The sequence below is a fragment of the Vibrio sp. ABH4_348 genome (genome assembly GCF_056159765.1).
This window is the reverse complement of record NZ_JBSWVW010000001.1, coordinates 2,152,066-2,164,777: the sequence shown is the minus strand read 5'-3', so window position 1 is coordinate 2,164,777 and position 12,712 is coordinate 2,152,066. Positions and strand designations below refer to the sequence as shown.

At 43.4% G+C, this 12,712-nt stretch carries 7 protein-coding genes; 3 read left to right on the top strand and 4 right to left on the bottom strand.

Going from position 1 to position 12,712, the window contains the following annotated elements; translation table 11 throughout:
- Window positions 1-2: 2 nt before the first annotated feature.
- Window positions 3-1,157 (bottom strand): isochorismate synthase, encoded by a 1,155-nt coding sequence (locus ACXAFJ_RS09985; protein ID WP_475323134.1) that lies wholly within the window; start codon window positions 1,155-1,157, stop codon window positions 3-5.
- A 207-nt stretch (window positions 1,158-1,364) separates the two neighbouring features.
- Here ACXAFJ_RS09985 and ACXAFJ_RS09980 point away from each other — a divergent pair, with 207 nt between their 5' ends.
- On the top strand, window positions 1,365-2,609 hold the full coding sequence (locus ACXAFJ_RS09980) for an MFS transporter (RefSeq protein WP_475323133.1): 1,245 nt from the start codon (window positions 1,365-1,367) through the stop codon (window positions 2,607-2,609).
- Window positions 2,610-2,621: 12 nt separating this feature from the next.
- The gene (locus ACXAFJ_RS09975) at window positions 2,622-3,350 is read left to right on the top strand and encodes a thioesterase II family protein (RefSeq protein ID WP_475323132.1); all 729 of its coding nucleotides are present in this window, start codon (window positions 2,622-2,624) and stop codon (window positions 3,348-3,350) included.
- A 27-nt stretch (window positions 3,351-3,377) separates the two neighbouring features.
- Here ACXAFJ_RS09975 and ACXAFJ_RS09970 read toward each other — a convergent pair whose 3' ends face one another.
- The 3 genes from ACXAFJ_RS09970 to mltF form a co-directional block, all read right to left on the bottom strand.
- Window positions 3,378-4,280 carry a siderophore ABC transporter substrate-binding protein gene (locus tag ACXAFJ_RS09970; RefSeq protein ID WP_475323130.1) on the bottom strand — a complete coding sequence of 301 codons (903 nt, stop codon included), beginning with the start codon at window positions 4,278-4,280 and terminating at the stop codon, window positions 3,378-3,380.
- A 54-nt stretch (window positions 4,281-4,334) separates the two neighbouring features.
- Window positions 4,335-6,380, bottom strand: coding sequence for a TonB-dependent receptor (locus ACXAFJ_RS09965; protein WP_475323129.1), 2,046 nt, complete (start codon window positions 6,378-6,380; stop codon window positions 4,335-4,337).
- 335 nt (window positions 6,381-6,715) lie between these two features.
- Window positions 6,716-8,362: a membrane-bound lytic murein transglycosylase MltF gene (mltF, locus tag ACXAFJ_RS09960; protein ID WP_475323128.1), complete on the bottom strand. Its 1,647-nt coding sequence runs from the start codon at window positions 8,360-8,362 to the stop codon at window positions 6,716-6,718.
- A 401-nt stretch (window positions 8,363-8,763) separates the two neighbouring features.
- Between mltF and purL the strand changes: the two genes are divergently transcribed.
- Entirely contained in the window at window positions 8,764-12,657 is a 3,894-nt protein-coding gene (gene purL / locus ACXAFJ_RS09955) for a phosphoribosylformylglycinamidine synthase (RefSeq protein ID WP_475323126.1), read from the top strand.
- The last annotated feature ends 55 nt before the right edge of the window (window positions 12,658-12,712 follow it).

Sequence of the window (12,712 nt, the reverse complement as noted above, 5' to 3'; positions counted from 1 at the left end):
TGTTAGTCGTTAAAAACGTTAAGCATGGTATTAAGTTTGGCTTGTGTTTCTTGCCACTCAGAATCAGGATCTGATCCTTGGACAATTCCAGCGCCTGCGTATAGTTTGAGGATATTGTCGGCTAGTACCCCACAGCGTATCGTCACTACCCACTCGCCATTCCCTTCTGAGTCCATCCAGCCAACTAACCCTGTATAAAATTCTCTATCGTAACCTTCGTTATCGAGAATAAATTGCTTCGCAACGTCAGTGGGTGTTCCACAAACCGCTGGAGTTGGGTGTAGTTTTAGCGCTAATTCAAGGGCGGTGGGAGACGGTGATCTTAATTGTCCTGACAAAGAAGAAGATAGGTGAAGCATATTCGAAGTTTCTAACACACAGGGGTACTCTGATATTTGTAGCGATTTGCAGTAGGGGACGAGATTTCTCGCGATGTTTTCAACCACAAATCGGTGCTCATGGTTGTCTTTTGGAGAACTTTCAAGGCGCTTTATTTTTTCGATGTTTTCGACTTTAGATTGGCTGCGTTTATCAGAACCTGCTAGGGGATTACTGTTAACATTTTGCTGGTGTTTAGAAAGCAAAAGCTCAGGACTTGCACCTATCAAATGTTTATTAGCATCAACTGGAATGGAAAAAGAATAGGCATTGGGATTTTTAATTTTGAGCTTTTCGAATAAAGCTGGAGCCGTAAGCGTTGAATTGAGTTCTACTTCGACTGACTGCGATAAAACAATTTTTTCAATGAGCTTATTGTCAAAATGTTGTAGAGCCTTATCGACGTTACTTTTGAATAGACCTTCTGGTATCAATTGGTTTTTTTCACCAATGGTAAATTGGTCCGTCTTGTCTTTGCCTGCGTTAGAGTTAACACGTGCACTTTTTAAATAATTTGAGTACAGATTCAAACTAGAAGGTTTGTCAGTATCAAATGGAATTGCGCCAATGAGTATTGGATTATTTTCAGTTGTTTTGTCGATTGCCAAAAAGCTTTTTCGAATTTTTTCGATTAGCTCCGCTGTTTGCTTTGCAGGAGTATCAATCACTTCAACACATTGTTCGGCAATGATTTCGTAGCTTTCCGTAGCAAAAAAAGCACCTTTCGTTACTTTATTTTGCTGCTCGAATTCCTTTTCGAAGGTATGAGCAAAAACCATAACATTTTCCTTGGGTGGACTTAGCAATCAACGATTGCTGAAAATAGGGCTCACCGTTCTCAGTGTTTATATTTGCTATTGAATCTCTAAATGAGATTGATTGTTATTTAATAATGATTATCATATGCGCTATTGTTGTGCAACAAAGTTCATATTAATAATGGATTTGTTAGTTTGTGAAGCGCTTTAGAAGTCAGGATTAGGAAAATGGATTTAACTAAGGAAAAAGTAAACCGGCAGAAAATGCCTTGGCTGATGCTTGCAAGTGTCTACACGACGCAATACATAGGTATTGCCTTTATAACATCAGCAGCGGTAGCAATTCTCAGAGAACAGGGCGTTGGGTTGGACAAGTTGGCATTGCTAAACCTTGCTGCTATCCCTCTAGCCGGGAAAGTGTTGTACGCGCCTTTGATTGATAGGTTTCGAGTTGGACTAAATGGGCAGTATCGAAGTTGGTTGATATTGGCTCAAGCTTTAATGGTCAGCATGTTAATTGTGGCTAGCCAATTGAGTTTGATGACAAACTTTTCATTATTGGTTGTTGTACTCGGCATTTACGTTTTGTCGATGAGCGTCCAAGACGTTGCAGTAGACGGTTTGACGTGCAAAATCTTTGATGAAAACAAGCGTAAATTTGCCAGTAGTATTCAGTTTTCAGGCAATTTGTTCGGCAACATTATTGGAGGAGGATTGATTTTGATGTATTACTCTTACCTTCAATGGGACGGAGCCCTTGGGATTTTAGCACTATTGACATTTGTTTCGTTGTTACAGCTTACTTTGTTTAGTGAGCCAGATTTGGGGCATAACTCAGAACAAGTCACTAGAGAAACTACGGGCTTGTTTAAGGACATTGTTAGCTTTATAAAAAAGGAACGCCGTTGGTTTGCTGTTTTACTAGTGTACCCTCTTGGTCTAACGGGTGGGTTTGCATTATTAAATCCAATGCTTGTCGATGGTGGTTGGAATCTGGCAGATATTGGCTTTGCAACGAAAGTATACGGTTCGGCCATTGGATTAGTCTCGGCTGCTTTAGCCTCATTATTCATTGTATGGTTGGGGCAAAGAAACGCCTTATTGACCATCACGATAGCTTTAGCTGCTGCATTAACGTTCATGTTGCCCGTATCACTGGGACAGACGGACAAACTCAGTGTTTACTTTGCAATCACCGCTTATTTCGCAGTATTCCCTGCTTTACTTGTCATCATTGCATCAATGATTATGGATAAATCCGCTCAGAAATCTCGAAAAGCGACCATGTTTACGCTTCAGTTTAGTTTGGTTTCTTTAATGGGATTTGTGTATGCCGCCATTAATATGGCAGCTGCCAAGTATTTTGGTTATCACATGATTATTTGCGCATGTATCGGCTTTACGTTGCTGGTTGTGCTAATTGCATGGAAGCTTCTGGCTAAAGAAACATTAGCATTAGCCACTCAAGCATAGGGTATCCTGTTAATGAAGATGTTTTGTTTACCCGCTGCGGGGTGTAGCGGGAATCAGTATCAACCTTGGCAAAAACGAACCGCTAAACTCAATGTTGTTCCAATCGAGTATCCAGGTCATGGACGTAGAGTTCGAGAGCCGCTGACGTCTTCTCCGGAGAGATTAGCGATAGATGTCGCGAATCAGATCAAGACAGCTAATACGGATGAAAATGAATTTATCTTATTCGGTCATAGTGTTGGCGCTGCGTTGATCTGGCGTGTACTACCCATTCTAGGCGAACAGTATTGTCGAGATAAATTGAAGTTTGTTGTTATAAGTAGTCGGCCAGAACCTAGCTCTATCAAAGACATTGCCCGCAAGGGCCAATTAGGCCGTGATGAGCTTATTAACTCGTTGAAATCGTATAATGGCATGCCAAAAGAGCTATTTGATAACAAAGAACTTTTGGATTTCTTCCTGAAAATATTTGCCAATGACTTACAACTGAATGACAGCTTGTTAGCTGATCATTTACCAATAACGGATATTCCAATTTTGACGACATACGGTTCTGATGAATCCGATCAGATTGAAACACAATGGATGGAAGATTGGAGTAAGTTGACACGACATTGGTTAGGTTGCTATGAAATCGAAGGAGATCATTTTTATTTCAATCGACCAAACTCCTTGGCTAAGTTGCTCGCTATTATAGAGTCTAAAATACCAAGTTATTCCTTAGAAAAAAGCCACGTATAGCGGCTTTTTGAGTGAACAGATACAGAGTTAGCGCAGTGAGTTAATATCTTCTAGCATTACTTCCATTGCAGTGACACCGGCTATAGACTGATACCAAGCATCAATATCTAGGTATACAATTCGGTTGTTTTTCCCTGCACTAGTAGCTCTAACAATGTCATTGTTTACACTGGTTTCTTGAGCTTCAATCGATCGATTTTTAAGTTTCTCTCCTGAAAGTACTAGTAATACATCGGGGTCCACTTCTCCGATAAATTCGTACGAAATTTTCTGACCGTGAGTTGAAGCATCAACCGGAGTGTTAGGCGTGTTAAACCCGAGTTCACTATAAACCGATGACATACGACTTTCAGCGCCGAAAGCCGAAAGATGCTCTCCAAAAGTCATTACAATTAGCGCGTCGTATTGTTTATCTTGAATAAATTTTGATGTACTTTTCAACCGTTGATTTAACTCGGCAATTTTCTCATTTACCTGAGTTTCAAGTGAGAATATGCGAGCCAAGTTTTGCCACTGCTGTTGAGTTGAAGACCAATAGTCTTTGTCCAAGTTTGCACTGAACATCAACGTAGGCGCAATCTTTTTTAATTCATCGTATTTAGCGGAAAGGCGAGGGCCGATGATAATTAAATCTGGTTTGGCTTCATAAATTGCTTCGTAGTCGGGTTCAAAGAATGTCCCAAGTTGTAAATAACGTTCATGCTCGTAGTGTTTTAGGTAATTTGGCATGTACAACTGGAATACGCCAATTGGGTCAATTCCAAAATAGTCGATAGCATCTAATGGGCCAGGACCTAATACCACCACACGTTGTGGATTGGTTTCAATGGTTATGGTGTCCAATTGATGTGTGACAGTTATTTCTTCTGCGAGTGTAGAACAGCAAAATAGGATAAAACCCGCAAAACCGCAGGCTATTCGTTTTAACATGAATTATTCCTCATAAAAAATTGGCTCCAATTAAGGAGCCAATGCTGAGAGAGCTTAGAAAATAAGTTCTAGAGAAGCGCCGATTAGGCGAGGCTGTTGGCTTATATGTCCCCCGGTTAATCCATCGGGGTAGTATGTTGGCTCATTTGAATCAAAAACATTGGTAGCGAATACAGATAACTGACCGTGCTCAAATTCATAACTGACTTTTGCGTCTGCACTGACATAGGAATCAACATATGTATCTTCTGAATTGTTTAAGTCAGAGTAGTATCCATTGTTGTAGTTGGCAGATAGTGTGGTTGAAATTTCTTCTGTGAGAAAGTAGTTGAAGCCGACAGCTGTAGTAAAATCAGTTGCTCTTGGAAGTTCTTTCTCTGCACCACCTTGAGCTACTGTTTCTGTGTAACTAGTCTCTAGCCAACCTAAATTAGCGAAGACTTCCAAGTCATCTGTAACTAAATAAGTACTACCAACTTCTAAACCAAATGTTTCAGCTGAATCTAAGTTCTGAATAACTGAATAACCTGCATCGTTAGCTTGGCCAATTTGTAGTCCGTCGTAATCGTTGAAGAAGAAATTGGTGCTAAATACTCCTAATCCATCATTAAATCCAATTCTTGAAAACAATTCGTAATTCCAAACATATTCTGTATCAAATTCATAGGATATTGCAGGCAATGTTTTATGAAGTGAAATTCCAGCAGCAGCGCTATTAAAGCCTTTTGCGATTTTTAATCCTAGGGCATTAGTAGGTGAAGATTTATATGTTATCCCAATTTTCGGTAAGAAAACGGAGTCTGTATTATCGTAATCTAGTGGTGTTGCGAAGTTTGCTTTGCGTTTGCGGTTTTCACGCTGATATCTAGTACCCAAATTAAAAATTACCGAATTAGCAATTTTGATGTCTGATTCAAAAAAGACAGAGTGACTACCAACTTCTCCTGATATTGGATAAAAGTTACCCATTTCGAAAGATTCAATTTGGTCGTTAAAGTAATATCGCCCGCCGAAAATACCAGAAACTTTGGAGTCCCATAAGTTGTACTTCAGAATTGTCTCTGCCTGCTTCTCTGTCCAATCTCCAAGGTATTTTTGAGTGTCGTCTTTAACCGCTCTATCAAAATCTAGGCTAGTGTGACCTATGGAGTTTTCCCAAGTTAACTGATCGTTAAACTTCCAGTTCAAATTCCACATGGCGGTTCTTGTGGTGGTTGTGTAAACGGGGCGGTCCTCTGTATATCTTGTACCGATGCTAGCTTCGTTTTGAGGACCTCGAGTGTCCATGTGAGTAATGGTTAGCAAACTAGACAGTCCGTTTATCCCTTCTGGAACGTAAAGAAGCTTTGCCCGCGAGGTGGTAGAAGAAACTTGTCTAGCATCACCCGTTTGCTTATTCGCAGCCAATGGGATTACGCTCTCTCTTTCTTGCTGATCAACGCTGAGGCGAAAAGCGAGCTGATTGTCAACAATAGGCGCGGAGATCATAGCTGCATTTTGTGAATACCCTTGCTCACCAATTGACGTTTTTGCTGCGGTTTCGAAATCAAAAGTTGGATCATTGGACTTTATAACGATTGAGCCAGCAGAAGAATTCTGTCCCTGAATATAACTTTGTGGACCCACATAGACTTCAGCTTGCTGTACGTCCCAAAGAGAACGATGGCCAAATGCTAGTTCAGTATAAGATAAAGAACGACCATCTAAAGAGATGTTTAAACGAGTATTAGTCCCAGCAAAACTAGCAAGACTACCAATTGAAGGGCCTGAACCATCTACACCGCGAACAGTAGGTAGACTATTGCCAGGTCCAGTATCTGTAATGTTGGGTGTAAGCTTGGCAATATCATTCCAATCGACAGCATTTGGGAGTGATTTTAGAGTGTTTTCATCATAGATAAATACACTGGAGCTCGTATCGTAAATTGAGCGTTCGTTTTTCTCGCCAATAACGACAATAGTTTCATCTGATTCTGGTTGGCTTTGTGCAAAGCTGACTGCGGGAATACTTGAAAGTAGAATTGCAACCACAACTTTGTTTAAAGTGAATATCTTTTCTTGGGTATCAAAAATGGATTTTGAGCTAGATAGCTTGTTCATCCTTAACTCTCCTAAAATTTATTATTGAATTGCTCACCTCCCGTCCCGTGACACAACATACTCGGGATATTTTTATTGTATTGGTTGCATATTTTCATGGAATTAATGCAAATGTAAAGCATTATCATTTATTACCTGCGATTGAGATCTCTTTATCTGTAAGAGCATTACGATGTAAAAACGACGGTATTAAAACCAAGTCAGACTATAGAGTGTGATAGCGTTTGGGGGTGAATGCGGAGCTTTTATCTGGAATAAAGAGCTAGTAATGCAAAATAGAAAAGAGTTATCAAACTTTAGCTGATAACTCTTCACAGTTTGGATGGTTATCCAGACTAATCTGTTGCTATTGCCGCACTAGCCTGTTCGATTTCTTGTTCGACACTATTTGTAACGGGTACAGTCGGAGCTGAAGACGAGACAGCCCCTGATAGGGTACTTTGCGCGGCACTAACAGTGGTACTGGTCGCAGCGCTAACTTCAGGTAATGCAGGAATCACCAAAATATCTGACATATCCAAATCAGTGTTTTCGGTTTCTGTGCGCTCAACGTGACCTATGATGGTTTGATAATAGCGACGTATGTTTTCCACGTAGTTTCTCGCTTCATCACCACGCGCATAACCGTAACGAGTTTGGCTGTAGTATTTGCGTTGACGGAGCAGCGGTAAACGCTCTTTCACGTCTGACCAAGAGTCCGGATCTCCACCCTGTTTTTTGGTTAGCCTTCTTGCATCCATCACATGCCCAAAGCCGACGTTGTAAGAGGCTAGAGCAAACCAGATTTTTTCGTGATCGGGCACTGAATCAGGAATTCGAGCTACCATACGACGTAAATAAGTAACACCACCTTTAATCGACTGCTCAGGGTCGAGTCGATTAGTCACACCAACACTTTTCGCGGTGGGTAGAGTCAACATCATCATGCCGCGAACCCCTGTCGGCGATTTGGCTTTAGGGTTCCAATGAGATTCTTGATAGCCCAATGCGGCAATTAAGCGCCAATCAAACTCCGCAGAATACTCTTTAAATAATGGAGCCCAAGTCGGCAGTTTGTCGTCTAGTGCACGAACAAATGCGCGAGTATCTACAAAATCGAAAGTTTCGATGTGTCCGAAGTATTTTTCTTCCAAGCTCGCCAACGTACCCGACTGCTTCATATCACCGAAAAATTCGATCATTAATGCGTATAGGCTTTCGTCTTCTGATGGGCGAATAAACCAAGCGATGGGCTGGTCTTCCGTAAGTTCAAAACCGAGGGCTAAATGTGGGTAGATACGCTGAGATAATGAGACTTCGACTGAGTCAGCGACAGTGAAACGTAATTCACCTTCAGAAACTTGCTTTAACAGGTCGCTGACATCGGCATTTTGGTCGACAAAATAGTCAAGTTCAGGTTGAACTTCTTGAATTGATTGCAGCGTTTTTTTGAAGTGGCTATCGTTGACAATATGTAAGACGGACTCACCATTATTTTCTTCAATCAGTTCCGCTTGTTTCTCGAGTAGCTTTTCAACACTTCTCGGTCGCCATGTCCCTTTCTTGTATACGACTTGCTGACTCACGTAGTAATAAGCAGGACCGGGACGAAAACGAGAAACGCGTTCTTCCGAATGCGTGAGCCCCGCAGCAATAATATCGATTTCGCCATTTTCCAGCGCAGGGTAAAGGGTATTGGCTCGATAGGCCGGTTTCATTTCAAGTTGAACACCGATGGCATTGGCGAATTCACGGGCCAACTCATAATCTAGACCCGCAGGGCCATCTGGCCCAATGTAATAGGAAAGCTGGTTGTTAAGTGTACCAACGCGCAAAACGCCGCGTTCGCGGATTTGGTCCAACTCACTTTGAGGTTTGGACTCGATTTGGCACCCAGAAAGTAAAGCGATCACAAGCAAAAGTGAGCCAGTTCCAAAAACAGAGCTCGCACTAGCTGATTTCAGTGTGTGGAAAGCTGAGTTACACCAAGAAAATAAAACCATACATTTCGCATTACAATCTACGTCTAGCGGCAGTTATATCAGAGCTGGCGGAGTTGGCAAGTAAACTTGAGTTACGACCTATGTTAGGTCAAAAAAACATCGCGTTAGTGAACAAATCAAATTTCGAAAAAAAATGACGCAAACGGTTGCTATTGGTGTTACATCACAAAAACAATTGCTTTATAATGCGCGCAACTTACTCGGTGAGATTGGCATAGGTTTTAAAATCCTGCTGTGAAAGTGGTTGTATTCGCTGCAAAAAAGGCAAACTTCCAGTCTAAAAAACTAAAACTGGGAGTAGCGGATACGTCACCTGGCTTTGGTCAGAAACAGCATTATAAAGGCTTCGACAGAGTTTATGCCAATCTCACTCTAATCTATTGTACAAGAGACCTAAGCACATGAGAATTTTGCGTGGTTCCCCAGCTCTATCTGAGTTCCGAGTTAACAAACTACTAGAACTTTGTCGTGAACAGCAATTACCGGTTACTGGTATTTACGCCGAGTTTATGCACTTTGCCGATTTATCTGCTGAGCTAGATAGCACTGAGCTTGAAAAGTTAGAAAAGCTGCTTACCTACGGACCGACAATTGAAGAGCATGAGCCAGCGGGCCTTTTGCTTTTAGTAACACCTCGTCCAGGAACCATTTCTCCATGGTCTTCAAAATCGACGGATATCGCTCGTAACTGCGGTTTGACTCAGGTTAACCGACTAGAGCGCGGTACGGCGTACTACATTGAGTCTGATAAAACGTTATCTGAAGAACAAACTGCTGCAGTTAAGGCTTTGATTCACGATCGCATGATGGAAGTGGTATTTACCAACCTTGAAGCGGCGAGCGCGTTGTTCACGGTTGCAGAACCAGCGCCAGTGGCACAAGTGGATATTCTAGCGGGTGGCCGTAAAGCACTTGAAGAAGCTAACGTTTCTCTTGGTTTGGCTCTGGCAGAAGATGAAATTGATTACTTGGTTGAAAATTTCACCAAACTGGGCCGTAACCCAAATGACATCGAGCTAATGATGTTTGCTCAAGCAAACTCAGAGCACTGTCGTCACAAGATCTTCAATGCTGACTGGACAATCGATGGCGAGAAGCAAGACAAATCGCTATTCAAAATGATCAAAAACACGTTTGAAACGACACCTGACCACGTTTTGTCTGCATACAAAGACAACGCGGCAGTAATGACTGGTTCAAAAGTAGGTCGCTTCTTCCCGAATGCAGATTCTCGTCAATACGGTTACAACCACGAAGACGCTCACATCCTAATGAAGGTGGAGACACACAACCACCCGACAGCGATTTCTCCTTGGCCAGGTGCTTCTACCGGTTCTGGCGGTGAAATTCGTGATGAAGGCGCTACTGGTATTGGTGGCAAACCTAAAGCAGGTTTGGTTGGCTTTAGTGTTTCTAACCTACGCATCCCTAATCATGAACAGCCTTGGGAAACCGACTTCGGCAAGCCGGGTCGTATCGTAAGCGCGCTAGACATTATGCTTGAAGGACCACTAGGTGGTGCGGCATTCAATAATGAATTTGGTCGTCCAAACCTGTTGGGTTACTTCCGTACTTACGAAGAAAAAGTCACGTCCCATGCCGGTGAAGAAGTTCGTGGATACCACAAGCCGATCATGATTGCTGGTGGTATGGGTAACATTCGTGACGAACACGTTCAAAAGAAAGAAATTCCTGTTGGCGCTAAGCTAATCGTGCTTGGTGGTCCAGCAATGAACATCGGTCTTGGTGGTGGTGCGGCATCGTCAATGGCATCTGGCCAATCAGCAGAAGACTTAGATTTTGCTTCAGTTCAGCGTGAAAACCCAGAAATGGAACGTCGCTGTCAGGAAGTGATCGACCGTTGTTGGCAGCTCGGCGAAGACAACCCAATTGCCTTTATCCACGATGTAGGTGCGGGTGGTATTTCAAACGCATTGCCTGAGTTGGTTGATGATGGCGAACGCGGCGGTAAATTCCAGCTGCGCGACGTGCCAAATGATGAGCCAGGAATGAGCCCGCTTGAAATCTGGTGTAATGAATCGCAAGAGCGCTACGTAATAGCGGTTGCACCAGAGAATATGGAAGTATTTGATGCGATCTGTAAGCGTGAACGCGCTCCTTATGCGGTTGTGGGTGAAGCGACAGAAGAGCGTCATCTAACACTAGAAGACTCACACTTCGACAATACGCCAATCGACATGCCAATGGATATCTTGCTTGGCAAGCCACCTAAGATGAGTCGTGAAGCAACAACGCTTAAAGTCCACAGCCCAGCAATTGATCGCACAGATGTTGAAATCAACGAAGCGCTAGACCGCGTATTGCGATTGCCAACAGTTGCAGAGAAAACGTTCCTTATCACCATTGGTGACCGTTCGGTAACTGGATTGGTTGCCCGTGACCAAATGGTAGGCCCTTGGCAGGTTCCAGTTGCGAACTGTGCTGTTACTGCTGCAAGTTATGACACTTACCACGGTGAAGCGATGTCAATGGGTGAGCGCACGCCTGTTGCCCTGCTAGATTTCGGTGCTTCTGCTCGTTTGGCTGTGGGTGAAGCCATCACTAACATTGCAGCGACTGATATTGGTGACCTTAAGCACATTAAACTGTCTGCAAACTGGATGTCACCAGCGGGTCACCCGGGTGAAGATGCAGGTTTGTATGAAGCGGTGAAAGCAGTTGGTGAAGAGCTGTGTCCAGCGCTAGGGTTGACTATCCCTGTTGGTAAAGACTCGATGTCGATGAAGACCAAGTGGGAAGAAAACGGTGAAAACAAAGAAGTGACTTCTCCTTTGTCTTTGGTTATTACCGCATTTGCTCGTGTTGAAGACATTCGCAAAACGGTTACTCCGCAATTGCGTACCGATAAAGGTGATAGCAGCTTAGTCTTACTAGATTTGGGCAATGGTCAAAACCGTCTTGGCGCAACAGCTTTGGCCCAGGTTTATAAACAGCTTGGTGACAAGCCTGCTGACGTAGATAACGCAGAAACATTGAAGGGCTTCTTCAATGCAATTCAAGAGTTAGTGAAACAAGGCAAAGTGATCGCTTACCACGATAAAGGTGACGGTGGCTTGGTAGTTACACTAGCTGAGATGGCGTTTGCGGGTCACTGTGGCGTGCAAGCAGATATTGCTGAGCTAGGCGAAGATGCTCTTGCTGCGCTATTTAACGAAGAGTTAGGTGCGGTTATCCAAGTTGCGGATGAAGACCTAGACGCTGTAGCTGATGTTCTTGCTGCACAAGGTCTAGCTGCTCATTCACATGTTATTGGTAAAGTGACGGACTCAGACAACTTTGTCGTGAAATCTGGTGAGCAAACCTTGGTAGAGCGTTCTCGCACAGAGCTTCGTACTATCTGGGCTGAAACGACACACCGTATGCAAGCTCTGCGTGATAACCCTGCATGTGCTGACCAAGAATTTGAAGCGAAGAAAGACAACAGCGACCCGGGTATCAATGTTGCTCTAAGCTACGATGTGCACGAAGACGTAGCCGCGCCATTTATTGCAACGGGCGCTCGTCCTAAGATGGCAATTTTGCGTGAGCAAGGTGTCAACTCTCACGTAGAAATGGCAGCAGCATTTGACCGTGCGGGCTTTGAATCATTTGATGTCCACATGAGCGACGTTCTTTCTGGACGAGTGACTTTGGAAGAGTTTAAAGGCTTGGTAGCTTGTGGCGGCTTCTCTTACGGTGATGTATTGGGTGCTGGCGAAGGTTGGGCTAAATCAGTCCTGTTTAATGCACAAGCACGTGAGCAGTTTGAACAGTTCTTTACGCGCCAAGATACTTTCTCTCTAGGTGTATGTAACGGCTGTCAAATGATGTCGAACTTGAAAGACCTTATTCCAGGTGCGGCACACTGGTCTCGCTTTGTAACTAATGTTTCTGAACGTTTTGAAGCGCGTTTCAGTACAGTGGAAGTTCAAAAGACTAACTCTGTATTCTTTGCTGGCATGGAAGGTTCACGTATGCCAATCGCCGTATCACACGGTGAAGGTCGCGCGGAATTCCGCAATGCGGATCACCTAGCGGCAGTTGAAGCCTCTGGTACGGTTGCGCTTCGTTACGTTGATAACTTTGGTTCAGTTACAGAGAACTACCCAAGCAACCCGAACGGTTCGCCTAACGGTATTACTTCTCTAACTTCTGAAGATGGTCGTGCAACAATCATGATGCCACACCCAGAGCGAGTGTTCCGTACGGTAGCGAACTCATGGTACCCAGATTCATGGGGCGAGAACAGTGCGTGGATGCGTATGTTCCAAAACGCTCGTAAGAATCTAGGCTAAAACACCTAGCACTGCTATGAAAAAACCGCTCAGTTGAGCGGTTTTTTTGGCTTTA

Excerpts from the sequence above, each read along its gene's own strand:
- ACXAFJ_RS09985 (WP_475323134.1), bottom strand. The coding sequence starts at position 1,157 with ATGGTTTTTGCTCATACCTTCGAAAAGGAATTCGAGCAGCAAAATAAA.
- ACXAFJ_RS09980 (WP_475323133.1), top strand. The coding sequence starts at position 1,365 with ATGGATTTAACTAAGGAAAAAGTAAACCGGCAGAAAATGCCTTGGCTG.
- ACXAFJ_RS09975 (WP_475323132.1), top strand. The coding sequence starts at position 2,622 with ATGAAGATGTTTTGTTTACCCGCTGCGGGGTGTAGCGGGAATCAGTAT.
- ACXAFJ_RS09970 (WP_475323130.1), bottom strand. The coding sequence starts at position 4,280 with ATGTTAAAACGAATAGCCTGCGGTTTTGCGGGTTTTATCCTATTTTGC.
- ACXAFJ_RS09965 (WP_475323129.1), bottom strand. The coding sequence starts at position 6,380 with ATGAACAAGCTATCTAGCTCAAAATCCATTTTTGATACCCAAGAAAAG.
- mltF (WP_475323128.1), bottom strand. The coding sequence starts at position 8,362 with ATGGTTTTATTTTCTTGGTGTAACTCAGCTTTCCACACACTGAAATCA.
- purL (WP_475323126.1), top strand. The coding sequence starts at position 8,764 with ATGAGAATTTTGCGTGGTTCCCCAGCTCTATCTGAGTTCCGAGTTAAC.